Source organism: Zobellia uliginosa, from assembly GCF_018860745.1.
Classification (GTDB): domain Bacteria; phylum Bacteroidota; class Bacteroidia; order Flavobacteriales; family Flavobacteriaceae; genus Zobellia; species Zobellia uliginosa_B.
Genome location: NZ_JAHKPY010000003.1, coordinates 562,540 through 588,006, shown reverse-complemented (window position 1 = coordinate 588,006; position 25,467 = coordinate 562,540). Strand labels below are relative to the sequence as shown.

General features: G+C 37.1%; 25 protein-coding genes. 18 read left to right on the top strand and 7 right to left on the bottom strand.

Annotation, left to right across the window (positions count from 1 at the left end; all coding sequences use genetic code 11):
* Nucleotide 1 precedes the first annotated feature (1 nt).
* The 14 genes from KO521_RS20410 (at nucleotide 2) to KO521_RS06165 (ending at nucleotide 11,674) form a co-directional block, all read left to right on the top strand.
* Nucleotides 2-1,036 carry a hypothetical protein gene (locus KO521_RS20410; protein ID WP_252729896.1) on the top strand — a complete coding sequence of 345 codons (1,035 nt, stop codon included), beginning with the start codon at nucleotides 2-4 and terminating at the stop codon, nucleotides 1,034-1,036.
* 9 nt (nucleotides 1,037-1,045) lie between these two features.
* Nucleotides 1,046-1,747, top strand: a complete 702-nt coding sequence (locus KO521_RS06225; protein ID WP_215939037.1) for a PoNi-like cognate immunity protein — start codon at nucleotides 1,046-1,048, stop codon at nucleotides 1,745-1,747.
* A 4-nt stretch (nucleotides 1,748-1,751) separates the two neighbouring features.
* On the top strand, nucleotides 1,752-2,258 hold the full coding sequence (locus tag KO521_RS06220) for a DUF6630 family protein (RefSeq protein WP_215939036.1): 507 nt from the start codon (nucleotides 1,752-1,754) through the stop codon (nucleotides 2,256-2,258).
* 564 nt (nucleotides 2,259-2,822) lie between these two features.
* Nucleotides 2,823-3,380, top strand: a complete 558-nt coding sequence (locus KO521_RS06215; protein ID WP_215939035.1) for an REP-associated tyrosine transposase — start codon at nucleotides 2,823-2,825, stop codon at nucleotides 3,378-3,380.
* Nucleotides 3,381-3,497: 117 nt separating this feature from the next.
* Entirely contained in the window at nucleotides 3,498-4,454 is a 957-nt protein-coding gene (locus KO521_RS06210; protein ID WP_215939034.1) for a hypothetical protein, read from the top strand.
* 275 nt (nucleotides 4,455-4,729) lie between these two features.
* Entirely contained in the window at nucleotides 4,730-5,347 is a 618-nt protein-coding gene (locus tag KO521_RS06205) for a Tox-REase-5 domain-containing protein (RefSeq protein ID WP_215939033.1), read from the top strand.
* Nucleotides 5,348-5,354: 7 nt separating this feature from the next.
* Nucleotides 5,355-6,089, top strand: coding sequence for an Imm52 family immunity protein (locus KO521_RS06200; protein WP_215939032.1), 735 nt, complete (start codon nucleotides 5,355-5,357; stop codon nucleotides 6,087-6,089).
* 224 nt (nucleotides 6,090-6,313) lie between these two features.
* Nucleotides 6,314-6,745 (top strand): hypothetical protein, encoded by a 432-nt coding sequence (locus tag KO521_RS06195; RefSeq protein ID WP_215939572.1) that lies wholly within the window; start codon nucleotides 6,314-6,316, stop codon nucleotides 6,743-6,745.
* Entirely contained in the window at nucleotides 6,746-7,201 is a 456-nt protein-coding gene (locus tag KO521_RS06190; protein ID WP_215939031.1) for a hypothetical protein, read from the top strand.
* A 2-nt stretch (nucleotides 7,202-7,203) separates the two neighbouring features.
* Nucleotides 7,204-8,121 carry a hypothetical protein gene (locus tag KO521_RS06185; protein ID WP_215939030.1) on the top strand — a complete coding sequence of 306 codons (918 nt, stop codon included), beginning with the start codon at nucleotides 7,204-7,206 and terminating at the stop codon, nucleotides 8,119-8,121.
* A gap of 272 nt (nucleotides 8,122-8,393) precedes the next feature.
* Complete coding sequence (locus tag KO521_RS06180) at nucleotides 8,394-9,362, top strand: hypothetical protein (RefSeq protein ID WP_215939029.1); 969 nt, start codon at nucleotides 8,394-8,396, stop codon at nucleotides 9,360-9,362.
* A gap of 18 nt (nucleotides 9,363-9,380) precedes the next feature.
* A complete protein-coding gene (locus tag KO521_RS06175; RefSeq protein WP_215939028.1) occupies nucleotides 9,381-10,208 on the top strand; it encodes a hypothetical protein in 828 nt (275 codons plus the stop codon).
* A gap of 299 nt (nucleotides 10,209-10,507) precedes the next feature.
* Nucleotides 10,508-11,053 (top strand): SMI1/KNR4 family protein, encoded by a 546-nt coding sequence (locus KO521_RS06170; protein WP_215939027.1) that lies wholly within the window; start codon nucleotides 10,508-10,510, stop codon nucleotides 11,051-11,053.
* 222 nt (nucleotides 11,054-11,275) lie between these two features.
* Nucleotides 11,276-11,674: a DUF3592 domain-containing protein gene (locus KO521_RS06165; RefSeq protein ID WP_215939026.1), complete on the top strand. Its 399-nt coding sequence runs from the start codon at nucleotides 11,276-11,278 to the stop codon at nucleotides 11,672-11,674.
* A 109-nt stretch (nucleotides 11,675-11,783) separates the two neighbouring features.
* Here the strand turns inward: KO521_RS06165 and KO521_RS06160 are convergent, their stop codons facing one another.
* Entirely contained in the window at nucleotides 11,784-12,773 is a 990-nt protein-coding gene (locus tag KO521_RS06160) for a DUF4138 domain-containing protein (RefSeq protein ID WP_215939025.1), read from the bottom strand.
* 318 nt (nucleotides 12,774-13,091) lie between these two features.
* Here KO521_RS06160 and leuC point away from each other — a divergent pair, with 318 nt between their 5' ends.
* From leuC to leuB, 4 genes are all read left to right on the top strand, one after another.
* Nucleotides 13,092-14,510 carry a 3-isopropylmalate dehydratase large subunit gene (gene leuC, locus KO521_RS06155; RefSeq protein ID WP_215939024.1) on the top strand — a complete coding sequence of 473 codons (1,419 nt, stop codon included), beginning with the start codon at nucleotides 13,092-13,094 and terminating at the stop codon, nucleotides 14,508-14,510.
* 76 nt (nucleotides 14,511-14,586) lie between these two features.
* Nucleotides 14,587-15,183, top strand: a complete 597-nt coding sequence (gene leuD / locus KO521_RS06150) for a 3-isopropylmalate dehydratase small subunit (protein ID WP_215939023.1) — start codon at nucleotides 14,587-14,589, stop codon at nucleotides 15,181-15,183.
* A gap of 121 nt (nucleotides 15,184-15,304) precedes the next feature.
* Nucleotides 15,305-16,819, top strand: a complete 1,515-nt coding sequence (locus KO521_RS06145) for an alpha-isopropylmalate synthase regulatory domain-containing protein (RefSeq protein WP_215939022.1) — start codon at nucleotides 15,305-15,307, stop codon at nucleotides 16,817-16,819.
* A 137-nt stretch (nucleotides 16,820-16,956) separates the two neighbouring features.
* Complete coding sequence (gene leuB / locus KO521_RS06140; RefSeq protein ID WP_215939021.1) at nucleotides 16,957-18,012, top strand: 3-isopropylmalate dehydrogenase; 1,056 nt, start codon at nucleotides 16,957-16,959, stop codon at nucleotides 18,010-18,012.
* A gap of 76 nt (nucleotides 18,013-18,088) precedes the next feature.
* On the opposite strand, the gene KO521_RS06135 is transcribed toward leuB, so the two are convergent.
* From KO521_RS06135 to KO521_RS06110, 6 genes are all read right to left on the bottom strand, one after another.
* Nucleotides 18,089-19,288: an MFS transporter gene (locus KO521_RS06135; protein WP_215939020.1), complete on the bottom strand. Its 1,200-nt coding sequence runs from the start codon at nucleotides 19,286-19,288 to the stop codon at nucleotides 18,089-18,091.
* 275 nt (nucleotides 19,289-19,563) lie between these two features.
* Nucleotides 19,564-21,144 carry an NADP-dependent glyceraldehyde-3-phosphate dehydrogenase gene (locus KO521_RS06130; RefSeq protein WP_215939019.1) on the bottom strand — a complete coding sequence of 527 codons (1,581 nt, stop codon included), beginning with the start codon at nucleotides 21,142-21,144 and terminating at the stop codon, nucleotides 19,564-19,566.
* A gap of 147 nt (nucleotides 21,145-21,291) precedes the next feature.
* Nucleotides 21,292-22,542 carry a threonine ammonia-lyase IlvA gene (gene ilvA, locus KO521_RS06125; RefSeq protein ID WP_215939018.1) on the bottom strand — a complete coding sequence of 417 codons (1,251 nt, stop codon included), beginning with the start codon at nucleotides 22,540-22,542 and terminating at the stop codon, nucleotides 21,292-21,294.
* Between the two features lie 78 nt (nucleotides 22,543-22,620).
* On the bottom strand, nucleotides 22,621-24,096 hold the full coding sequence (gene ilvC, locus KO521_RS06120) for a ketol-acid reductoisomerase (protein ID WP_215939017.1): 1,476 nt from the start codon (nucleotides 24,094-24,096) through the stop codon (nucleotides 22,621-22,623).
* 93 nt (nucleotides 24,097-24,189) lie between these two features.
* Nucleotides 24,190-24,720, bottom strand: a complete 531-nt coding sequence (gene ilvN, locus KO521_RS06115; RefSeq protein WP_215939016.1) for an acetolactate synthase small subunit — start codon at nucleotides 24,718-24,720, stop codon at nucleotides 24,190-24,192.
* Between the two features lie 129 nt (nucleotides 24,721-24,849).
* Nucleotides 24,850-25,431, bottom strand: coding sequence for an O-methyltransferase (locus KO521_RS06110; RefSeq protein ID WP_215939015.1), 582 nt, complete (start codon nucleotides 25,429-25,431; stop codon nucleotides 24,850-24,852).
* Nucleotides 25,432-25,467: the final 36 nt, after the last annotated feature.

Genomic DNA, 25,467 nt, shown 5'->3' with positions numbered 1-25,467 from the left:
AATGAGTTCACCGGCCCCTGTTATGTGGGATGGTTTCGAAGACGGTATATTCGTAGGCTACTTTAACCCCTTGCTGGAAGATTCGGTTTTGCAATGTACCGCTGGAGGTAAAATAGAGATTTTCTATTCGCTGGAAGAAGCTACTGCCGCCTGTGCGGAGGCGGAGGAAGAGTCCAGTTTTTGGGAGACTCTAGGCAAAGTGGTTTTGGTAGTGGCTGCGGTTGCTTTAATAATTGTTACTGGAGGTGCGGCACTTGCTGCCATAGCTGCCGTTGGAGCCGCTTCTGGTGCTTTAGCAACAGGTATTGCCGTCACGGTAGCAGCATTAGAAGTCGCAGGGTGTTTATTGACTGTTAAAGCACTTTATGATTACTCCCAAGATGGAGATGAAGAGGCTTTATTTAAAGAAGTTGCTTTAGGTTTCTTATTTTTGGGGGCTGGGAAGGTGATTGAAAAAGGATTCCGTATGTGGAAGGCGGGTAAAGCCGCCAAAGCTGGTGATCAATTGCTTGAGGTTGGTGAAGAATTGTCTGAGAGAGCGATGCGTCAACAAGATGTAATTGATGACGTTCAGAATGGAGTTGAAACTTTAGGTACCAATAAAAGAAAAGGAAACTATGGCGAAATGAAAATGGATCGCCATTTGGAGGACATTACAGAAATTAATGGCAATCCCGCAAATCTATCAAGATTAGGTGATGATGCTGTAGAAAGTCTTGACCAGACTATTGCAAAAGGTATTGACGGTGTTTATGAAAACGCTAATCCGCCCCCGCAATACATTATTGCAGAAGCAAAATATAATACCTCAAAATTGGGTAATACCTTAGACGGTCCCCAAATGAGTGATGACTGGATTAACGGAAGCGATAGGTTGACAGATGCTGTAGGCGAAGAAGCTGCAAATCAAATCAGACTGGCCAAAATGCTGGATCCCGAGAGTGTTCAATCAGTGCTAGTACATATAGACCCTGCAGGGAACGTAACCACCAGCGCAGTAGACGCTTTAGGTAATGTTGCAGGTGCCTGGCCATAAATTTTTATTATGAGAGATAAAGTAAAAGACAAAACATATTTTGAAAATTATATCGATAAGGAAAAAAAGGCAATTGATTTCTTTATTGAAAATACTAAAGACAAGGAATTACCTGTAGCCGGTCAACGAACATTTGATACCACATTAGACCTTAAAACCAGAAATATTTTAATCGCAAAATATTCTTCTGGGGCGAAAATTATAGATTTAAAAAAGGACTACATTGAATCTGTAAAATGGTTTGCAAAGATTTATAATTCTCAAAATTTTTATGTTCAATTAATCTGGATGCTATCCATGGGGGTTTTACTAGAGATTGATAACGATTCATTTGACATATTAATAAATTTGGTAGAGAATGATGATTTAGAAGATCATTTAGTTGATTTTTTAATTCAATCTAGAAAACCTAGCAGGCCAATTAGCACCAAAGCATTTAAATTTTCAATTCCATACAAAAGCATAGAATCGGTAATCAATGAAACGGATAAGCAAATAGCTCTTGAAAATCTAAAAAAATATCTTGACAAAGAATGGTACAAAGGCCATTCTAGTGCAGGATGGCATAATAGCCATAATGGAAAGCATAATACGTATTTTGGCTATTGGAGTTTTGAAAGCGGTGCGGTTGTAAAAATTCTTGGTTTAGACGACAGCTCTTTAAGAGATCAACAATACTACCCATATGATATGGTCCATTGGAAAGACTAGACTAATGAAGAAAATCAAACCCTTGTTTGACTTAGCAGAATTACTCACCAAGGACAGCTCCTTGGTGTCGGAGATACAGCTGGCCGAAAACCAACCATTAAACTACCTGAGCCAATTTGCCACTATATTACAAGAACGTGGTATTGATAAACCTGTACCCGAGCTTCCCTGGCTTGCCATGGTAGACGGTTTGGCCAGACGGGACCTTTTAATAGAACTGGATTGGAAAGATGACCCAGAAGAACTTGTCTCGACAGCACTTCAATTATTTAAGGGCCATACAGATTATGATTCAATTTCTAAACAATTATTAAAAATAGAACCGTTTATAGACGAGGATATAGAGGAATTTATACCACAACTGAACCGGAAACTTGAATCGAGTAAGGTGCAATTAATTTGGTTGGATATCGATAGCGACAGTTACCCATTAACAACTATTTCCCTAGCCGATTTGACTGCCGCAAAACAATTGGCCATTAAGGCTGGTTATGGTAAAATAAAGAGCTAAGTATTATCATTTAGCACTAGCGCTCGTTTGCAACGAGTGCCGTACAGCGTGAGAAACAACAAACTAAGCTATCTAAACATTTAGATAGCTTTTGTATTTTTAAACAATGAGCAGAAAATAGTAAAGCAAGAAACCTTGGCAATAATAGCCTTGTTTTTACAGTTGATGCTTTCAGATTCTTAATAGGAAGTAACTGGGACGGCACTCGTAAAATATGAGCCCTAGCAGCGTTTGAAATATAACCAATCAAATTAGACTATACATTAGAGAATAATGGGAGAACAACCAAAAAAAAATACTGCTTTAGAGATTATTGGATTAATTCTTATGAATACAATTGCCCTTTCTATTGGTATTTCGTTAGCATCGATGTTTTTTCAAAGTGAAGGGGGTAGCAGCTCACAAGACAATCATTTTTTGGGAGGAATATTTTCATTTATTGGATTAATTATTCGAATAATAATCTCCCCCCCGCTAGCGCTCGTTTGCAACGAGTGCCGTACAGAGTAAGAAACAACAAACAAAGCTATCTAAACATTTAGATAGCTTTTGTATTTTTAAACAATGAGCAGAAAGTACAAGTTTAAAAATCCAACAGCAGCCTATTTTGTTTCTTTTGCTACGGTATATTGGATAGATATATTTACCAGACAAGAATATTTCAATATCCTACTGGAAAGTATAGACTATTGCAGAAAAGAAAAAGGCATGGAATTATATGCTTATTGTTTTATGCCTAACCATATACATTTAATTTTCAGGGATTCTAATGAAAATCCAATGAATCTATTAAGAGATTTTAAAAAACATACCTCTAAAAAAATCCTTAAAGCAATTGAGGAAAACCCTACAGAAAGCAGAAAAGAATGGTTATTGTGGATGTTTGAAAGAGCGGGAAAACAAAAAGGAAATATATCTAAATATCAATTTTGGCAGCACAACAACAAGCCCATTGAACTATGGAGTACTGCCGTTATAAAACAAAAAATAGAATATATACATAGCAACCCGGTTGTTTCCGGATTTGTTTGCGACCCAATAGATTGGAAATACTCTAGTGCTAAAAATTTTGCGGATGATCATACGGTCCTTAAAATTGACGATATTGGTTTCTTAGAATAATAAGCTACTGGGACGGCACTCGTTAAATACAAGCGCTAGCGGGGAACTGAAGATATATAGAGACAAAACCTCAAAATTTTTAATATTTCAACATTGTAACGGTCAAGAAATTCGATAATGAATAAAAAAATGGTTTTAAAAATTTTAGTAACGATTTTACTTTTGTTTGCGGTTCTCAATATCGTGAATATCTTTGAAACAGTCAATCTTCTATTCACACATACTCCAGCTAAATTTGAACGCTATCAAAATTTAAGACACTTAGCGACTAATAAAAACTTCGATATTCAAACAATTGAAACCAAATCTTTTTCATCTGGAAAAATAAAGGATGAAAGTCATATTTGGATTGCTCAGCGTAAGGATGAGGGAGCAAACGACAAATTGCATTCGGAAGTATTTTATAAAATAAATGAAGATGGTATGTTGATAGATTCGTTGCGTTTTATCAATGAGTTCATAGAGCCTATAGATGATTACCTTATAAATATTGAAAAAGGATTTTACTGTACATGGTTGAAAGATGGAGATGCTTCTCGAAAACCTTTCAATTTAATTCAAAACGGAGCACTTTTAACGACTGAAGAAATAAAAAACTATATTAAGAACGCTGAACATTTTTTCTATGATTACGTGTTATATTCGGAAACTCAGAAACACTTGCTAAAAGTAGTTTTTTACAAGGATAGAAAATGGTCTGAACTTTATGCCGAAAGTAATGAAGGTTTTAACAAAACCTACAAATATTCAGCTCAATTGAACTTTGAAGCCCTAAATAATTTAGTTGATGTATCATTTTTTAAAAAAAAAGAATGGAATGGTCATATAACACCAAATTTTTCCTATAATGTAAACGGTTTAATGCCTCCGCATTGGCGAGGAGTAAGCTACTACGACTTAAAATTTAAAAATGGAATAATTCTCTTTAAAGAACAAAATTCAGTATTGTACAAAGGCAGTAAAGTTCCTAAGACTAAAATATCCATTTACACCAATCCTAATGGGAAATATATTATCATTAACGATGGAGGTTTCGGCGATAAGGACTTCACACTATACCTAATTAGACTTTAAAGCATCCCCCCTCGCTAGCGCTCGTTTGCAACGAGTGCCGTACAGAGTAAGAAAACAACAAACAAAGCTATCTAAACATTTAGATAGCTTTTGTATTTTTAGACAATGAGCAGAAAATGGTAAAGCAAGAAACCTTGGTAATAAAAGCCTTGGTTTTACAATTGAAGTTTCAAATTCTTAATAGGAAGTAACTGGGACGGCACTCGTAAAATACGAGCGCTAGCGGGGCTGAGGAGTGGGGAGACTTTACCGGACAAGTTTTGTTTGAAGTGGGTATGGAAGTAGCCACTGCAGGAGGGGCCGCAGCGCTAACTGCCGCAAAGGTGACAGACAAAACTGTTGACGCTGCTAGAGTACTGGACAAATTGGACGACCTTGGCGATGCCGCAAAAGCTACCGATAAACTAGAAGATATTTCGGATGGGACTAAATTACTGCCTCCTCCAAAGGAGTTGGGGGATGTGGTGCATGTTCCAAAGAAAAAACCATCCTATAAGCATGGTAATAGTGATGGCGGTCCGGGCAAATGGCAGAAAGAAACCACCCCACAAAAAGGTGCGGATTACCAAGAAAAGGTAACGGGTGCCCCAAAGGACACCGAATACGTTGTCAAAACGGATTTAATGAAAAGTGGCAAGAAGAAATTTGATGGTTACGACCCTGACACTAATACACTTCTCGATGCTAAGGAATGGGATAAATGGCCACCGAAGGGTCAGGATTGGGCTGAAAAGAAAGTAGCTAAACAAGCTCAAATTGATGCAGATATTGCTAAAAAAGCTGGTGCCAATTTGGAATATCGAGTACCTTCGCAGGAAAAGGCCAACCAATTAAATAAAATCTTTAAAAAGAATGATGTAAAAGGGATAAAAGTAACTGTTACGCCTAAATAGGAAAATCATGAGGGAAGAAATATTCTTAAAAGTACAATTCAAATCCAGGAGACTAACCTTACAGGAATATCTAAATTTCAGCAAAACGGTTTTAAAAGCTCTGCAACCTATACACCCAATTTTTGAAAATATGTGTAGCTGGGGATTTTCTGCAGATGCTTGGTGTTGCTTTGATAATAATTTAAAGGATTTTGACAATGTTGTTTTTGAGCAGCTAAAAGATGAAGAACTTGCATTTATAAACGAAGATAAACTTGATAAAGAACTCCGGTACCAGTCATATAGTCATATTGGATTCTCAAACGCTTATTCAAACACAAAAAACGAAAAAGACGGTAAGGTTTCCGTAACTATTTCGGATGGAAAAGGTATAGGTAATGGATTCATAAATATAGAATTTCCTCAATGGGGATATGACATATTTTGTACTGACAGCTTTTGCACTACCTTAATGAAAGTTTTAATCAATCTAACAAATGCAGAATATTCGGTAATTGTAACTGATACCCTCTATGACAATGTTGATCAAATAAATGATGAATTTTGGGTAGGCTGGATTACTTATTTTTCGAATAAGGAAGTACTCAAATATTTACCAAAACGCAACGATATTATTGAGAATAACCTCTTCGACGGAGCCCTGTTTATAATAGACACTGATAAACCTTGTAACATGGGTGAAAGGGAGATATCAATTGCAAAAGAGATTAAAGAGCGCTTGGAACTTTCCAAACTATTATAAGATTCTTATTCCATATAAGATTTACCGAAAATATTGAAACCCAGCTAGTCCCCCCCGCTAGCGCTCGTTTGTAACCCCGCTAGCGCTCGTTTGCAACGAGTGCCGTACAGCTTAAAAAACAATACTAAGAGCTATCTAAAAATTTAGATAGCTTTTGTATTTTTAGACAATGAGCAGAAAATGGTAAAGCAAGAAACCTTGGCAATAAAAGCCTTAGTTTTACAATTGGTGTTTTTAGGTTTTCGATAGAAAGTAACTGGGACGGCACTCGTAAAATACGAGCGCTAGCTGGGACTGTAAATGTATTTGATAATTCTGGAAACCTCATTCATACCGAAGCATTCCAAAGTGGTAATATGACTGCTGCTGAAAAAGCTTTAGGATTTCCACAAAGTACTTTAGCAACACATACAGAAGCAAGAGCGGTTAAAAAATTACCTTTACAACCTGGACAAAGAATGGAAATCATAGGACAATATCCGCCTTGTAATTCTTGTAGAGGTAAAATGAGAGGTGCAAGTGGTGTTGGTGCAACTGTTGATTACAAATGGACAGATGATACAGGAAAAGCACAACATGTTCAATTCCAAGATGGTAAAAAGACAATCGATTCAACAAGTAAAAACCCTAAATTTCACCCTAAAGGTTGTAATTAAATGTTCGAAATAAACTTTAAAGTTAAAAACATATCTATTACTGATAACAAAGAAGATATGTATTATATGGTCTTATTAGCTGATTCAAAGGACAGTAATCCTTCAAATTATTTGATCTTTCAAAAAACATATGATCCAGATGAACTTGAAGAAGAATCAGAATTAAGCAAACCTCAGAGAGAAATGGGTGGTGAAAAATATACTAATGACAGATTGAATAGAGCAGCAAAAGAGGAAGATGGCTATACAGACGGAAAAAGTACTGAAGAGGCAAAAAAGGCTCAAAAGGCTATTAAAAAAGCAGAAAGAAACGGTAATAAGATTGAACATAAAAAAATAGATGTTCATGTAGACAAAGACGGTAACTTGCGAGATACTCCAAAAGCTAAAGATTGGAAAGCCAAACCACCTAAAACAAAAGCTAAAGGAAACACACCTAAAAAAAAGGGTAAGTAGTTATGAAAACACTTGAAGAAGCAATAAAGTATACTTTAAAGAAAAAGCAACAACAAATTTCTAGATTAGAGAAGTCACATATTGAAGAGCCAATTGAGGAACTAAACGATTATTTAGCCAATCAAGAAGATGACAGTTTCGTTGGTGAAAACTTTAATTATTTATCTTTTTGGAACCATTATAATTTTATTCATCATTTTTTATTTTATAAAAATTTGGACTTTTCATACTTGTCAAAGAGTACATATTTTGCCATGGAGTGTAACAATTATAATCTATTCATTGCAGAATTAGTACCAACCTACAATTCGGCAACATCCTTAACCCAAAGTGTAAAACACTTGGCCCAAATGCTTTACTTAGGGCAAAAAGAAAAAGCCATAACTTATGGTAATTTGTTGTTAAAAATGCTTTATGGAAAACAATATGACGGCTGGATAAGCTTTCCAATCCATCCTTGGTTCATGTTAGAGCTTTTCTGCAGGTGGCAGGGAAAAGAACTGGAACAAACCGGCACCCGATACCCAGATGATTTGGGAGTTTATCAAAAAGCCTTGGACAATTGGGACACAAAAGATACCGGCCTACTTTCAGATATTGTTGATGACCTTTCCGAATTCCATATTGCACAATCTGACGAAGATGAACAAGGCGGTGAAAATGACGAAAACGGGGACGGTTACGATTTAGAGTTCACAAGTGCGGATTACTTCATTTTTCCTGTAGAGATTTTAATGTGGTTGGCCATTCGTAAAGACTTGGGCTTACCGGGCTACACCCCTTCTCCCGAGAATAAATTAATGCAAATGGAAATCAACAAACTACCGGAGCAATCAATACCTTGGCCTACAGACGAACTGGTGGAAAAATGTAAAGCCAAGTTAAAGGCGGACAACCCGGGTGTTGAATTTAAACTGTAAAGTTCCTCTGTAAGCCGCTCCGTTTGCAACAAGCGCCGTACTGAGCAGTAAACAACAAACTAAGCTATCTAAACATTTAGATAGCTTTTGTATTTTAAAAAAAGACATATAACAGAATAAAATTCATAACCCTATAGGAAAACGGCTTTTGGGACAATGCATGGGACTTTACCAAAGGATTGGGCACTGGCCTTTGGAAAGGCGCAAAAGGTACCGTAATCGGCGTTGCAGACCTTGTAGTTTAGGCAGGCAAGCACCACCCAATCTATATAATGGCTAATCCTCAAGGTTATGCCGAACAACTGCAAAAAGATAAGGAAACTTTTACCGCCATGGGCAATATGGCCAAAAAAGCAGGTACGTTCGTCTACCGTAACTCTGCCATAAATATGCTCACCGATCCAGCGGATTATATGGCCGCCCAACAAGAAAACGCCGTAATGGCCGAACAATTGATGGAAAAAGCTGCCAACATGAGCGCTGAAGAGTGGGGAGACTTTACCGGACAAGTTTTGTTTGAAGTGGGTATGGAAGTGGCCACTGCAGGAGGGGCAGCAGCGCTAACTGCCGCTAAGGTTGCCGATAAGACCGTTGATGCAGCTAGGGCACTTGATAAGATAGCTGACCTTGGCGATGCCGCAAAAGCTGCCGATAAATTGGAGGATATTTCTGATGGGACCAAACTACTGCCGCCACCAAAGGAATTGGGGGATATATCAAGAGCAGGTGAGAAAATTCAGGATGGTGCTAAAATTGAAGTGCCGGAGGAATTGGGGGATGTGGTGCATTTAGATGAGGTGATTCCTAAAAAACCCTCTGACTTTGGAGTTACTATGATTGCGGATAATCCGCAATTATTGAAAATTTGGAATGATACACTTAGGAAATTAGCGAACTCTAAAAGAAAAGGAGGGAATATTTACAAAACATATTTAGAAAATCTAAGAAATGGTGTCCCAATGGATAATGATTTTTTAGGAGATACATATAAATACGTTAGACAAACTTTCAAAAATAAAGCTGAGGATTTAGGACATGTAATTGATGGTGAAATTCATCATTGGAACTTTCCTAAAAAAGATTTCCCAGATCAAATTGCTAACCCTAAAAATTTAACCGAACCTATTGATCGGGCTACTCATGAACTAATACATGAATCAACTTCTTCAGGAACAAATAAATTTGTTGATAAAATAGACCCAGTACATGAAATACCAATAAATAGCATGAAATTAGATTAAAAAAAGTATTTTTAAACTATGATTTTACTAAACAAAATTTTAGATAATTTAGACCTAGATGAAAATTTAATTAGATTAATTAATCAAGAGATAAAAATCCCCTATTTAGATGATTATAACCATATAGAAGGTTACTGGTATCCTCACCCTCCTTGTTTAATCCCTTTTTTTACAGGATTTGGAGCATCTTACAAAGGAGTTATTAGACATTTCTTTTTTGAAAGAGAGATGTCCTACGTTGAGTTTGAGTTGGAAAATGGTTATATGAGCGAAGTATCTAGAACTATTGATCAATTCTTTACAAGAATGGTTATTGATATGGATATGATTGAAGAAGGATTATCCCCAAAAATACTTTCTTTCTGTAAAGAAATAAACATAAAAAACGCTAAAGAAATAGATGCTTTTTGCGAAGAATATGGTAATAACCCAAGGGATTACATAAATCTACCTGTTTTTGCGCAAAAAACTCCTTTAAGATATGCATTAACAATCGACACTTATGATGGACAATATCCGTCATCCCCTAAGCTATTAAATAAAAATTATATTAAAGATGCTTGTTCTTATGAAATTGCGACTAAAGAGGTAATTGAAACCATTTTCGAAGCTCCTAGTTGGCTAAATTTTAAAAATGAAAAATTTACTTTATTTAATAAATACATTTCAGAAGATAAGTTAAAAGAAGCATGGCTAACCTTAAATAGTAATAATTGGATATTAAACGATGTTGCAGAAGGATTAGAAATTTTAAAGTCGAAAACAAAAGATAAGCTATTTCACCTAGTAGCTGATAATTGGATTGAAGGGATGGAAAAAGCGAATAAAGGCAAAGAATCTTATTAATTCCACTATAGCTCCCCGCTAGCGCTCGTTTGCAACGAGTGCCGTACAGCTTAGGAAACAACAAACGAAGCTATCTAAACATTTAGATAGCTTTTGTATTTTTAAACAATTAGCAGAAAATGGTAATGCGAGAAACCTAGCCAATAAAAGCCTTGGTTTTACAATTGATGATTTCAGATTCTTAATAGGCAGTAACTGGGACGGCACTCGTAAAATATGAGCGCTAGCGGGGGGAAACGTAATCGCTGATACAACCATAGAGAATGGGTTAAGGCAAAATACAATTTGTTGCAAATAATATGAATTTTAATTTAGAGAAAATAAGCGAAAAATTAACTCATGGTAATGCAGAATTGTTGCATAGTCATAACTTTTCCAATGGAAGAAAATTTCCAAAATCTTATATAGATTTTGTTGAAAATTTCGGTTACGGTCTATCATGCAATCTATTTATCATTTATATTCCAATGGAAAGTTATCCTGATTCTTTTTTTATAAGAAGTAAGGAAATAATTGGGACCTATCAAGATGTGCTTGACAATGAAAATGAACTCTGGTTTGACATGGAGCCTGACTTATCTTATAAAAAATTAAGAGATTTGATTCCTTTCGCCATGAGTGAAAATGGACATTACCTTTTTTGGGATATAGAAAGTGAAAGCTCTGAGGAATTTGATATTTATATAACAGATTTCAAAGGTTTAGGATTTACTAAGGCTGGAAGAAATTTATACGATTTCTTTGAAAAGATTACCTCCAAAAACAAATTCAAAGAAGTCTTACCTTTCTCTGAAAATTCTTTACCTAATATCTTTAAACCTATTAGCATTCTAAAATTACCATAATTACCTCCCGCTAGCGCTCGTTTGTAACCAGTGCCGTACAGCGTAAGAAACAACAAACAAAGCTATCTAAATATTTAGATAGCTTTTGAAAATATAGTCATTGTAAAATAGAGTTGAGCTATTCAAAAGAGATTCGCGTTCAAAAATAGCAACCAACTAAAGCTTTAAAATTTTCTTGAAATACCAAAATGATGTGCATATTTGTAGAAACAAGATGCCCTAATGAAAACATCCCTACTATTTCTTTTGTCCACCCTACTCTATTGGCCCATTAGTGCTCAGGACTCTTCTAAAAACTGGATTGAGACCGAGGCTAAGATTACCGAAATACACAACAATATAAAAGCAAGAGGAACTAGGTCTTTTGCTACGGTTTCCTACACTGGAGAAGATGGTAATCCATATCAAAGTAGGGTAGAATTATTGGCTATCCCTTTTGTTGGTACCTTAAAATCGGTTAATGATTCTGTAACGGTCTATTACGACCCAGCTAATCCTACATTGGCAAAATCCCCGGAAACTTCTTTTTTACAATCGTACGGACTTTACCTCTTAATTGGTGCGGGAATCTTAATTTCGCTTTATAATTTTAGAAAGAAACTAGGAGGAGATACCGCTTAAGTAGTGCGCTGGCGATAGAACTAAAAACCAATGATAAACCAAAAGGAAAGCTACCTAAACATTTAGATAGCTTTCTTTTTTAAAATATCGCAAGAAAAGTACAAGTAGTTTATCTACTAGGCTTGATTTGTTTTGCATTTAAACTTAACATTACAGAGCGTTCTCTGCCACCCTCCTCTTCCAATATGACATACATATTCTGACCTTCACCAAGAACAAAGTCTTTACAAACAAAAACAAGGTGATTGCCACTGTGCTCCTTAATAGTCTCCTGTAAGTTATAAATAAACAATTCTTCTATCTCTATTTCGTGACTTCCTTCCGGTGATTTTATAAAAAATTTCAACGATTTTACCTTGTAATCCGTCCATGAATCATTTTTCACTTCTAATACAAAATGCAGGTCATTGTGGTCCTTAATGATATTGTTAAGATGCAGCCCTATTAAATTTATCGTGTTTGAGCTTTTTTTGAATCGCGTTTTTTGTTTATAACTATTTTCGCAAAAAATCTGATAGTACCCTTCCCTATCCGAGTTATAAAGACTACTTCCGGTAATTTCAGGTGATTCTTCTAAAGTAGGGTTACTAGCTTTTAAACTAGCCTTTTCTTTTTTCTTTGCACTCCCGTTTTCTTTTAAAAATGGATTTTCAGAAGTATCAGGTTCTGTTTGCGCAATAGGCTTTTGGTCCTCAGCATTTTCATCATGAGTGTTCAGCTCTATATTTGTAGCACTTACCGCGACAACACTAGAACCATTCATTTTTCCTATTGCTTGATCTTCAGCCAACATGTAGGTGAAGTTGTTGACTTGAGTATTATATTGTAAAAGAAATGAAAAAATACTACCATCCTTGGTAATAACAGTAAGATTACTGGCCGCTCCCTTTCTGGCTAACAGGGTTGCCATTTTACCGTTTGGTTCGTAGCTGAATTTATAATGGGGGGCTGGTTCTATTACCTTTTTTATTTCTGAAGGAAAGAATAACGTAACCGTAATACTCTCATTGACCGTTACAGGTATGGGTGAATTATTCGCCTTCATTACCACAGAAGAAAATGCAATGAACAAAAGGATAAATATAGAATTCAGCTTCATAAACAAGTAGGTTTAAGGTAATTTGGGATAATAGACCTTGCCATTTAAACATATAGCACAACAAAAGTAGGGTCTATTATTAAGCTCCGATACTTTTTTCGTTATCGTGATTCATATTTCGTTAATCGGATAAGAACATTACCTTTCAACGGTGTTTTTACTTACCACCAAAAAAAATGGTCCACGAATATGCATTTCGTCAACTTATAAAACACAAAAAAATAGAATTACATACGTTGAACATCGTAATTTTCAACCACTATAATTTCCTAACAACGCCCACTTTCGTTAGATTTGTGAGCTTAGAATTTAAATGAGATGAATACAAAAAAGACATTATTCGATAAAGTTTGGGATTCACATGTGGTACAACACATAGAAAACGGACCAGACGTATTGTTTATAGACCGCCACTTGGTGCACGAAGTAACGAGTCCCGTTGCTTTTTTAGGTTTAAAAACTAGAGGTATCAAAGTGATGCATCCTGAAAAAACGTTTGCTACGGCAGACCATAACACGCCTACGATCAACCAACACCTTCCTGTTGAAGATCCTCTTTCTGCGAACCAACTTCGTATGCTAGAGGAAAACTCAAATGAGTTTGGTATTTCTTACTGGGGGCTAGGTCACGAAAAGAACGGTATCGTTCACGTTGTTGGTCCTGAATATGGTATTACCCAACCAGGTGCTACCATTGTTTGTGGAGATTCCCATACCTCTACTCACGGTGCTTTTGGAGCTATTGCTTTTGGAATCGGTACGTCTGAAGTAGAAATGGTATTGGCTACGCAGTGCATTATGCAGACCAAGCCAAAAAGTATGCGAATTAACGTTGAAGGCAGTTTGAACAGAGGCGTTACACCTAAGGATGTTGCTTTGTATATTATTTCTCAATTAACTACTTCTGGTGCTACGGGGTATTTTGTTGAATATGCCGGTCAGGTTTTCCGCGATATGACCATGGAAGGGCGTATGACCGTTTGTAACCTTAGTATTGAGATGGGTGCTCGTGGAGGTATGATTGCTCCGGATGAGAAAACCTTTGAATATGTAAAAGGAAGAGAGTTCACACCTACAGGGGCAGCTTGGGATAAAGCTATGGCATACTGGGAAACGTTACCAACAGAAGAAGGTGCGGAATTCGATAAAGAAATTACTTTTAACGCAGCAGACATAGAACCGATGATTACCTATGGTACCAACCCGGGTATGGGCATCGGAATTTCCAATGGTATTCCGCAAGCGGATGCTGTAGAAGGTGGTGTAGCTACGTATAAAAAATCATTGCAGTACATGAACTTCAGTGAAGGCGATAGTATGATGGGGAAACCTATCGATTTTGTTTTCTTAGGAAGCTGTACCAACGGAAGAATTGAAGATTTTAGATTGTTTACTTCTTTGGTTAAAGGACGTCAGAAAGCACCTAATGTTACTGCTTGGTTGGTTCCTGGCTCTCACAAGGTTGAAAAAGCTATTAAAGATGAAGGTCTTTTAGCAATTTTGAACGATGCCGGTTTTGAACTTCGTGAGCCTGGTTGTTCTGCTTGTTTAGCTATGAACGATGATAAAGTACCTGCAGGAAAATACGCAGTTAGTACTTCCAACAGAAACTTTGAAGGTAGACAAGGTCCTGGTTCAAGAACCCTTTTAGCTAGCCCGTTAGTTGCTGCAGCTGCAGCTGTTACAGGAAAGGTTACAGATCCAAGAGAGTTAATGACAGAAATGGTTGCCGGTTAAAAATTGATCGTTATTTTTCGCAAAGAAGAAAAATTAAACCATCAACGAACAACCATCAACGAATAACTAGAACAAAATGGCATACGATAAATTCAACACATTAAAATCATCGGCAGTACCTCTTCCTATAGAGAATGTGGACACCGATCAAATTATACCTGCAAGATTCTTAAAAGCTACTGAACGTAAAGGTTTTGGCGATAATCTTTTTAGAGATTGGCGTTATAACGGTGACGGAACTGAAAAGAAAGACTTTGTACTGAACAACCCTACCTATAGCGGTAAAATTCTAGTGGGTGGCAAGAACTTCGGTTCTGGTTCTTCTCGTGAACATGCGGCATGGGCAGTTTACGATTATGGGTTCCGTTGTGTAGTTTCTAGCTTTTTTGCTGATATTTTCAGAAATAATTGTTTGAATATTGGTGTTCTTCCCGTACAGGTGAGTGCTGATTTTCTTGACAAAATCCTTAAAGCAATTGAAGCAGATCCTAACGCTACTTTTGAAGTAAGTTTACCAGAACAAACCATTACAATAGAAAGCAGTGGAGAATCTGAAAGCTTTGATATCAACGCTTATAAAAAAGCGAACCTTTTGAATGGTTTTGATGATATTGATTACCTTTTAAATATCCAGAAGGAAATTAAAGAATTTGCTTCTGACAGGCCTTTATAAGCCGCAGTCAATAAGAAGCATTAAGAAACAATCTGCTGAACCTTGGTTTCAGCAGATTGTTTTCCTTTACAATACCAGATAAATCAATCCAAAAAAATAGTATAAAGAACATCTAGAGCAAATGAAAAGAAAGCTGGAAATAATGGATACCACCCTACGGGACGGGGAACAGACCTCAGGAGTATCTTTTTCGGTTTCGGAAAAACTTACTTTGGCCAAACTTCTAATTGAAGAGTTAAAAGTAGATCGTATTGAAGTAGCTTCCGCAAGAGTATCGGAAGGTGAATTTGAAGCGGTAAAACAAATTTCTCAATGGGCCAAAGATAAGGGGTGCTTAGACAAAGTAGAGGTTTTAACCTTTGTAGATGGTGGTGTTTCTATAGATTGGATGAACCAAGTAGGTGCAAAGGTTCAAAATCTACTTACCAAAGGTTCTTTAAACCACCTTACCCATCAGCTTAAAAAAACACCTGAACAGCATTTTTCTGACATTGCCAAAACCATAGCACTTGCTGCAGAAAGTAATATTGAGACCAATGTGTATTTAGAAGATTGGAGTAACGGAATGCGGAATTCAAAAGAATACGTTTTTCAATACTTGGATTTTTTAACGCAACAGCCCGTTAAAAGAATTTTATTGCCGGATACCTTAGGGGTACTTACGCATACCGAAACTTTCGATTTCATTTCAGAAACAGTTGCCCGATACCCAAACAGCCATTTTGACTTTCATGGACATAATGATTATGACCTTGGCGTTGCAAATGTTATGGAAGCCGTAAAAGGAGGATGTCACGGTCTTCACCTTACCGTTAACGGAATGGGTGAACGTGCGGGTAATGCCCCAATGGCCAGTGCAGTTGCGGTTATAAATGATTTTCTGACCGATGTTGATATCAACGTAAACGAATCATCATTATTTAAGGTAAGTAAGCTTGTTTCTGCGTTTACAGGTGTTGGAATTCCATACAATAAGCCTATTGTGGGCGATAATGTATTTACACAAACTGCCGGAATTCATGCCGATGGAGACAACAAGAACAATCTTTACTTTAACGATTTACTACCAGAGCGTTTTGGCAGAAAACGTAAATATGCCTTAGGTAAAACATCCGGTAAAGCAAATATTCAGAAGAACCTTCAAGAGCTTGGGCTCACCTTGAATGATGATGAGCTTAAAAAAGTTACCCAACGAATTATTGAACTGGGTGATAAAAAAGAACGAGTTACCAAGGAAGATTTACCTTATATTATTTCCGATATTTTAGATAGTGGAAGCTACCAGCAAAAGGTTTTTATAAAATCTTACGTGCTCACCCACTCTAAAGGATTAAGACCGTCCACAACAGTTTCTTTGGAAATAAACGGAGAGCTTTTAGAAGCACATGCGCAAGGAGATGGACAATACGATGCCTTTATGAACGCAATTCGGAAACTCTATGTTTCCAAAAAAATTGAGTTGCCTAAATTAATAGATTACGCCGTTAGAATCCCGCCCGGAAGTAATTCCGATGCACTTTGTGAAACCATTATTACTTGGCAGAACAACAACAAAGAATTTATTACCCGTGGTTTGGATTCCGATCAAACGGTATCCGCTATCAAGGCTACAGAAAAGATGCTAAATATTATTTAATTACAATTAAAATAATGTTTTAAGCGTAGTCAAATATATCAGAGCGAAAGAATTAATTTAAAGAGAACAAATAAAAATCAAAAAGAGCGTAAGGCGTATTGCAATAAGCGTACAGCGTTTCGCGTAAAGCAAAAAAAATGAAATTAGACATTGCACTATTGGCCGGAGATGGAATCGGCCCCGAAGTTATTGACCAAGCCGTAAAAGTTTGCGACGCAATCGCAACTAAATATAAGCATGAAATTAGTTGGAAACCTGCCTTGACAGGTGCTGCTGCCATTGATGCCGTTGGAGAACCTTACCCTGATGACACGCATGAGGTTTGTGCTAATGCCGATGCTGTTCTTTTTGGGGCTATAGGTCATCCGAGATTTGATAACGACCCTTCGGCAAAAGTTCGCCCAGAGCAAGGTTTATTGAAAATGAGACAAAAATTGGGTCTGTTCGCTAACGTACGTCCAACATTTACTTTTCCTTCATTAATTGATAAGTCGCCTTTAAAGCGTGAGCGTATCGAAGGAACCGATTTGATTATCCTTCGAGAGTTAACAGGTGGTGTATATTTTGGTGAGCGTGGTAGAAAAGACGATGGCAACACCGCTTTTGATACTATGACCTACACTCGCGCAGAAATTCAACGTTTAGCTAAAAAAGGTTTTGAATTGGCATTGACCCGTTCAAAACGTCTTTGTTGCGTAGATAAGGCCAACGTATTGGAATCTTCCCGTTTATGGAGAGAAACCGTACAAGCAATGGAAAAAGACTATCCTGAAGTTGAAGTGTCTTATGAATTTGTTGATGCTGTAGCCATGCGTTTGGTACAATGGCCCAAAGCATATGACGTAATTATTACTGAAAACCTTTTTGGGGATATCTTAACCGATGAAGCTTCTGTTATTTCTGGGTCTATGGGATTAATGCCTTCTGCTTCTGTTGGTGAGAAAACAAAATTATACGAGCCTATTCACGGTTCATACCCACAAGCCGCAGGAAAAGACATTGCCAACCCATTGGCAACTGTACTTTCAGCAGCTATGCTTTTTGAAGATTTTGGTCTACAACAGGAAGCAGACGATATCCGTCGTGTAGTGAATAAGTCTTTAGCTGAAGGTATTGTAACCGAAGACCTTTCCGAAGATGCCAAATCGTACAAAACAAGCGAAGTTGGTGATTGGTTGGCCAAGAACGTTTAAGTATATTTTATAACAGCAAAAAACCTCCCAAGAAAGATTCTTGGGAGGTTTTTTTATATAGACTTAAATTCTCACATCAACTATTATAAGCCAATTTTCTATATTTATTCGCTTTTTGTCTTCTATACACTAGAATTGAGATTGCCATAACGACTCCAATACCTGCAAGGATTGCTCCTACAATTCCTGAATAGACAACACCATAACCATACGCTATGGGCAATCCTGCCAAATAAGCTCCAGAAGCATTACCCATATTAAAGGCACTTTGATTCATTGAAGAGCCCAACATTTCATTTCCTTTGGATGTATTGATAATCGCCATCTGTATGGGGGTTGAAACCGTAAAAGAAGCCAACCCCATCAAAAAGGTCATTATCAACAATAATTGCGGGTTCGTTGCAATGACAGCATTGATGAGCAATAAGATCACCATAAAACTTAAACTTAAAGCCACTGCTTTTAAAGGCGCAAACCACTCGGCCATTTTTGCTCCTAAGAAATTCCCGACTACCATACCAAGACCGGCCAAAATCATGGCATAACTGACCATGTTTTCGCCCATTCCGGCTATATCGGTTACCAAAGGCGCTATATAGCTGTACCAAGCGAAAAATCCCCCTGTTCCAATCGTTGTCAACGCAATAAGCGCCCATAACTCTCCATTTTTCAAACCTTTATGCTCATTAGATCGGGCTTTCGGAAGGTCCGGTGCTATTTTTGGCATCCAAAAAAGCACACTTAAAATTGCCATAAACCCAACGATTCCCGCCATATAAAAAGACAAACTCCAATCATAGTGGTGACCTATATACGTTCCTGTTGGAACACCTATAACATTGGCAATGGTCAACCCAGAGAACATTACGGCAATCGCTTGCGCTGATTTTCCTGCTTTCACCAATTTACCGGCAACTACAGCACCAATTCCAAAAAAGGCACCATGTGGAAGCCCAGATAAAAAACGAGTAATTAATAAGGTAGTATAACTATCCGAAAAACCCGATAGTGTATTAAATAAGGTAAACCACCCCATTAATAATAATAAAACCGTTCGAGAATTTAACTTGGCTCCTATTTTTGTTAATAAGGGGGCTCCCACTACCACACCTAACGCGTATGCTGCAATTGAATGACCTGCTTGGGGAATAGTAATATTCAAACCTTTGGCTACATCTGGTAGAATTCCCATTATTACGAATTCCGTTAGTCCAATACCAAAACCTCCTATCGCTAAAGCTATTAGCGCTTTTCTGTTTGCTGTGTTTGTTTTCATAGCACACACCTTTTTAGTTAAACAATATTATTTGTAAGATTTGGAACTTACATTAAAAATTAACGAAAATTTTAAACAAAGGTATGACGAGAAAATCAATTAAAAATATGCGCGATTATCAAATTTATGTTTATAATTACCCTTAAAAAAGAATACCCCTATAAATAGGGGTAAAATCTTATACTTTAAACATATGTTAGCATTTCCATTAAAATCCCGAATTATGACAAAGCTATTATTGAAATCTTTGTGCTTTCAAAGTTTAAATGGATAGATTATAAAATATAATCCGTACTCACGAAGTTAGACAACTTAGCCTCCAACAACTGCTGAATAGTCTCATTGTTCAAATCATTATCCTTAAATGCAACGAATGTCCGAATTGAAAAAGAACGCAAAGCATCATGAACACTTAAAGTGGCCTGAGCCGAATCTTTTCTTCCTGTAAACGGATATACATCGGGACCTCGTTGGCACGAACTATTTAAGTTTACGCGACAAACCAAGTTTACCAAAGTATCAATAAGCGGAGAAAGTGCGTATACATCCTTACCAAAAAGGCTTACTTGCTGACCATAGTTGCTTTCAGCCATATCATCTAGCGGTTCTTCTATGTCAGAAAAAGAAAGAACAGGTACAACAGGTCCAAATTGCTCTTCTTGATATACTCTCATATCCTTACTAACAGGAAAAAGTACGGCTGGCCAGATGTAGTTATCATCTTGCTTACCTCCTTTTTTATTTACAATCTTAGCTCCTTTTGCAAGTGCATCATCAATCAATTCCTGAATATATGGAGGTTTACCAGGTTCTGGAAGTGGGGTTAATTTTACTCCGTCTTCCCAAGGATTCCCAAATTTTAGAGCATCAACCTTTGCAGAATAGCGCTTTAAAAACTCATCTTTTATATCCTCATGCACATAAATTACTTTTAGCGCCGTACACCGCTGACCATTGAACGATAACGTACCTGCTATACATTCATCTATTGTTAAATCCAAATCTGCATCCGGAAGGATAATTGCAGGGTTTTTTGCCTCTAATCCTAGAACCAAACGCAAACGGTTGCTTTTTGGATGTTGCTCCTGTAAGGCATTTGCCGATTTACTATTTCCTATCAAAGCAAGTACATCTATCTTACCGGTCTGCATAATTGGTGCAGCCACAGCCCTACCTCTGCCAAAAATAACATTTACAACTCCCTTTGGAAAAGAAGCTTGAAAAGCCTCCAACAATGGTGTAATCAATAAAACCCCATGTTTGGCAGGTTTAAAAATTACGGTATTTCCCATTATGATAGCAGGAATCAACAAGGCAAATGTTTCGTTGAGCGGATAATTATAGGGGCCCAGACATAATACAACTCCCAAAGGACCTCTTTTTATATGGGCATATACCCCATCTTGTTTTTGAAATTTAGCCGAATTTCTATCCAACTCTTTATAATCCTCAATAGTATCGTTAATGTAATCTACGGTACGATCAAATTCTTTCTGACTATCTGGTAGAGATTTCCCTATTTCCCACATCAAAAGTTTTACGACAACCTCTCGCTTGGTCTTCATTTGACGCACAAAATTTTCCATACACTCAATACGGTCTTTTACATGCATGGTAGGCCAAACCCCTTGTCCTCTTTTATAAGCGCCCATGGCAGAATCCAAAGCTTCCAAGGCCTCAGGTTCACCCATATCCGGTATACTTCCCAATAAAGTTGGTTTATATTCTTCCGTTGATGATATCGTAGAGAATACTTGAGTGGTATTGCCAGCCCATGTTTTTAGTTCGCCGTTAACCAAATATTTTCTTTGGTCTATAATTTGGTCAATCTCGTAGTCTTTGGGTATTGCTTTCATTTTCAGGATGGTTTATGGTAATAGATATTATGCCACAAAAAGTAACTATACGAAAGTACGTAATTCTGAAATTGAAGCTGTTTTTTAAGAAAATTAAATGTAGGTGATTAGCCGCAATTTCATAAAAGAGTAAGAAATTGTGAAACCTTAAACCAAATATTGAAAAAGGTCTGGTTTATCGTTTAAATAATCTCCATAAAAGTTGTTGGCTTTCATACGTTGAATTAAAGGCTGAAGGTCATTCGGGCTCTTTAATTCTATACCTACAATAGCAGGAGCATTCTCCCTACTCGATTTTTTAGAGTATTCAAAATGAGTAATATCATCGTCAGGACCTAAAATTTCAGCAACAAACTCCTTTAACGCCCCTGGTCTTTGCGGAAATCTAACTATAAAATAATGTTTAAGCTGACCATAAAGTAAAGCACGTTCTTTAATCTCTGCGGTTCTGGTGATATCATTATTGCTTCCACTTACAATACAAACTACATTCTTACCTTTTATCTCTTTTGCAAAACCATCTAAAGCAGAAATAGTCAATGCACCTGCCGGCTCAACAACTATAGCATCCCTATTGTAAAGATCCAATATAGTTTGGCAAACTTTACCTTCTGCCACTGTAACCATACGGTATAAACCGTTTTTACAGATTTTAAAAGTAAGATCACCCACTTTTTGTACCGCAGCGCCATCAATAAATTTATCGATTTTAAGAAGCTCTGTATTCTTATTGTTCTCTATGGAAGTCTTCATAGATGGTGCTCCCTCTGGCTCGACCCCTATAATTTTGGTATCGGGAGACAATTCTTTAAAAACGCCAATTAGCCCAGATGCCAATCCTCCACCACCAATGGCCACAAATATATAATCTATAGGTTCCTTGAATTGATCCAACAACTCCAACCCCACAGTACCTTGACCCTCTATTACCTTAGGATCATCAAAAGGATGAATAAAAGTTTTTGCATTACGCTTACAAAATGCTCTGGCACTCTTTGAGGAATCATCAAACGTATCACCTTCCAAAACTATGGTTACCCACTCTCCCCCAAACAATCTAGTTTGCTCTACTTTCTGTTTTGGTGTTACAGATGGCATATATATTGTACCCGGAATCTCTAAATGATTGCAAGCAAAAGCTACGCCTTGGGCATGATTACCAGCACTGGCACAAACAATTCCGTTTTCTCTTTCTATCTCCGAGAGCGAACTTATTTTATTAAATGCTCCACGAATTTTATACGAGCGAACCCGGTGTAAATCCTCTCTTTTAAGAAGTATATTGGCATCATATGACTTAGATAAACGAATACTGGACATAAGCGGAGTTACCGTTGCCACTTGCGCAATGGTAGCCGCTGCCTTTTGTATATCCGATATTTTAGGAAAATATGCCATATTAAAAAACCCTGTCTAGAATTTTAATGTTCCTATATTCTGGAAGATTAAAAAAACCGGACAGGGTTGTTTTATTAATTATACGATCGGCTTCATTGCCGTCATAGCGCCACGAAGTCTTGCGCCTACAATCTCTACTGGGTGATCACGCAGTGCCTTATTAACCGTAATTAACTTAGCATTATCTACACCATTACCTTTATCGGCAGCAAATGCTTTACCAATAACATCTGTATCTATCTTTTTCATGAAATCCGTCAACAACGGCTTACATGCATGATCAAACAAATAACAACCATACTCAGCGGTATCAGAAATAACACGGTTCATTTCGAACAACTTTTTTCTTGCAATGGTATTAGCGATTAGCGGAGTTTCATGTAATGACTCATAATAAGCAGATTCACCAATGATTCCGGATTCCGTCATACTTTCAAAAGCCAATTCTACACCAGCTCTAACCATAGCGATCATTAATACACCATTGTCATAAAACTCTTGTTCAGAAATATTAACACTACCTGCAGGAGTTTTTTCAAAAGCGGTTTCGCCAGTTTCCGCTCTCCATGTTAATAAGTTCTTATCATCGTTAGCCCAATCTTCCATCATTGTTTTAGAGAAATGACCGGTCATAATATCATCCATATGCTTTTGAAAAAGCGGACGCATAATATCCTTCAATTCTTCTGAAAGTTCAAAAGCTTTAATTTTGGCAGGGTTGGAAAGACGGTCCATCATGTTAGTGATACCCCCGTACTTCATTCCTTCCGTAATGGTTTCCCATCCGTATTGAATTAATTTGGAAGCATAACCAGCATCAATGCCTTTCTCGATCATTTTATCGAAACAAAGGATACTTCCGGTTTGCAACAACCCACATAGGATTGTTTGCTCCCCCATTAAATCCGACTTTACTTCAGCAACAAAGGAAGACTCAAGAACACCTGCTCTATGACCACCTGTACCGGCTGCATATGCTTTAGCTTGTTCCAAACCTTTTCCTTCTGGATCGTTCTCCGGGTGAACCGCAATTAATGTTGGCACACCAAAACCTCTTTTGTACTCTTCACGAACCTCTGAACCTGGACTCTTTGGCGCTACCATGATAACCGTAAGATCTTCACGAACCTGCGTACCTTCTTCTACGATATTAAAACCGTGTGAATATGATAATGTAGCTCCTTTTTTCATTAATGGCATTACAGCATTAACAACAGCTGTGTGCTGCTTATCCGGAGTAAGGTTGATAACAACATCCGCAGAAGGAATCAATTCTTCGTATGTACCAACGGTGAATCCGTTTTCTGTGGCATTTAAAAATGACTGTCTTTTTTCTTTAATTGCAGCATCACGCAAGGTATAAGCGATATCCAAACCAGAATCACGCATGTTCAAACCTTGGTTCAAGCCTTGGGCTCCACAACCAACAACAACTATTTTTTTTCCTTTTAGAGCAGATACACCATCGGCGAATTCCGAAGCATCCATGAACCTACATTTGCCCAATTGCTTCAATTGATCTCTCAATGATAGTGTATTAAAGTAATTTGCCATTTTTCAATCGTGTTTTAAATTCCACCCAAAGCTACTTTAAAAATAGACGTTGACCAGAATCTTTTATTAAATTAATTATTGATTTCTATTTTGTTATTTATCTTGATAAAACTCGTTCAATAAAGCTGTAATCTGCATTTCTTCTTTTGAAACCGAAATACGACCTGTGCGCACAAACTGCATAATACCAAAAGGTTTTAGTTGGTCATACATTTCGTTGATTTCATTTCTACGGCCAGACTTTGCAATTACAAAAAAGTCTCGGGCAACCGTTACTATTTGCGAATTGTTGTCCTTAATGATATTCTGAATTTGTCTTTCGTCAAAAAGTAAATTAGAAGCTATTTTGAACAGAACGGATTCTTGATAAATAGTTTCTTCATCAGTATGATAAAATGCCTTTATAACCTCTATTTGTTTCTCTATTTGTCCCACGATATTACGTGTCCATTTTTCCGTAGTATGGACGACTATAGTGAATTTTGAAACACCTTCAATTTCTGATTTTGAGACGTTTAAACTCTCTATATTAATGTGTCTCTTTAAGAAAATTCCAGAAATTCTATTCAGTAAACCTACATTGTTTTCCGAATATACCGATATGGTAAACCATTCTTTTTCCATTGTTCAATTTAATAAGGTTTCATCGAGCGCAGCCGATAACAAACATGTAATTTTTTAACCTCTCGGCTGCACCCGAGAGCAAGTTTTTACAACCTAATATTTCAAAATCTGCGATTCAAATCGCATTACTCAACTATTCTTAACTGCAATAATCAAGCCCGTGGACCAATTTAATTTGGTCAATGTAACGTCATCTCTTTCTTCTAAATAAGCAACCAACCGCTCTACATTATCTTCATGCCCTTCTGGCCAATTGGGTTGAGCGGTCATATCATCTATGACATAAAAACCACCTACTTTGATAAAGTTCAATACTTCATCAATCTCACTATATTTACCAGGCCAAGCATCGGCAAAAATCAAATCGAACTTATCTCCGGAATAATTTTTTATCCATTTTGAACCATCTTCACAAATAAGCTCTACTCTTTTATCCGCTTTGAAATATTCCGAAACAATTTCAATTAGCTTTGAATCGTTATCGACTGATATCAATTCAGATTCCAAATCCATACCATCTACCATCCAAGAAAGACTCAAACCGATTCCCGTGCCCAATTCCAAAAACCTTCCTTTGGGTTTTGAAGCCATAAGGGTTTTTAGCAGTGTACCTATATACAAATCAGAAGGCATAGTAAAGCCTATGTCCTTTGACTTCTGTTCTATTTGCGAATGAATTTCTGGCTTGTCCTGTATATTGGAATCTAACACCTGGGTTGATTTAAATGGATAGTTAAATGAAGTATT

Bases quoted from the DNA above. Each gene is read 5' to 3' on its own strand.
- KO521_RS20410 (WP_252729896.1), top strand. From the start codon at position 2: ATGAGTTCACCGGCCCCTGTTATGTGGGATGGTTTCGAAGACGGTATA.
- KO521_RS06225 (WP_215939037.1), top strand. From the start codon at position 1,046: ATGAGAGATAAAGTAAAAGACAAAACATATTTTGAAAATTATATCGAT.
- KO521_RS06220 (WP_215939036.1), top strand. From the start codon at position 1,752: ATGAAGAAAATCAAACCCTTGTTTGACTTAGCAGAATTACTCACCAAG.
- KO521_RS06215 (WP_215939035.1), top strand. From the start codon at position 2,823: ATGAGCAGAAAGTACAAGTTTAAAAATCCAACAGCAGCCTATTTTGTT.
- KO521_RS06210 (WP_215939034.1), top strand. From the start codon at position 3,498: ATGAATAAAAAAATGGTTTTAAAAATTTTAGTAACGATTTTACTTTTG.
- KO521_RS06205 (WP_215939033.1), top strand. From the start codon at position 4,730: ATGGAAGTAGCCACTGCAGGAGGGGCCGCAGCGCTAACTGCCGCAAAG.
- KO521_RS06200 (WP_215939032.1), top strand. From the start codon at position 5,355: ATGAGGGAAGAAATATTCTTAAAAGTACAATTCAAATCCAGGAGACTA.
- KO521_RS06190 (WP_215939031.1), top strand. From the start codon at position 6,746: ATGTTCGAAATAAACTTTAAAGTTAAAAACATATCTATTACTGATAAC.
- KO521_RS06185 (WP_215939030.1), top strand. From the start codon at position 7,204: ATGAAAACACTTGAAGAAGCAATAAAGTATACTTTAAAGAAAAAGCAA.
- KO521_RS06180 (WP_215939029.1), top strand. From the start codon at position 8,394: ATGGCTAATCCTCAAGGTTATGCCGAACAACTGCAAAAAGATAAGGAA.
- KO521_RS06175 (WP_215939028.1), top strand. From the start codon at position 9,381: ATGATTTTACTAAACAAAATTTTAGATAATTTAGACCTAGATGAAAAT.
- KO521_RS06170 (WP_215939027.1), top strand. From the start codon at position 10,508: ATGAATTTTAATTTAGAGAAAATAAGCGAAAAATTAACTCATGGTAAT.
- KO521_RS06165 (WP_215939026.1), top strand. From the start codon at position 11,276: ATGAAAACATCCCTACTATTTCTTTTGTCCACCCTACTCTATTGGCCC.
- KO521_RS06160 (WP_215939025.1), bottom strand. From the start codon at position 12,773: ATGAAGCTGAATTCTATATTTATCCTTTTGTTCATTGCATTTTCTTCT.
- leuC (WP_215939024.1), top strand. From the start codon at position 13,092: ATGAATACAAAAAAGACATTATTCGATAAAGTTTGGGATTCACATGTG.
- leuD (WP_215939023.1), top strand. From the start codon at position 14,587: ATGGCATACGATAAATTCAACACATTAAAATCATCGGCAGTACCTCTT.
- KO521_RS06145 (WP_215939022.1), top strand. From the start codon at position 15,305: ATGAAAAGAAAGCTGGAAATAATGGATACCACCCTACGGGACGGGGAA.
- leuB (WP_215939021.1), top strand. From the start codon at position 16,957: ATGAAATTAGACATTGCACTATTGGCCGGAGATGGAATCGGCCCCGAA.
- KO521_RS06135 (WP_215939020.1), bottom strand. From the start codon at position 19,288: ATGAAAACAAACACAGCAAACAGAAAAGCGCTAATAGCTTTAGCGATA.
- KO521_RS06130 (WP_215939019.1), bottom strand. From the start codon at position 21,144: ATGAAAGCAATACCCAAAGACTACGAGATTGACCAAATTATAGACCAA.
- ilvA (WP_215939018.1), bottom strand. From the start codon at position 22,542: ATGGCATATTTTCCTAAAATATCGGATATACAAAAGGCAGCGGCTACC.
- ilvC (WP_215939017.1), bottom strand. From the start codon at position 24,096: ATGGCAAATTACTTTAATACACTATCATTGAGAGATCAATTGAAGCAA.
- ilvN (WP_215939016.1), bottom strand. From the start codon at position 24,720: ATGGAAAAAGAATGGTTTACCATATCGGTATATTCGGAAAACAATGTA.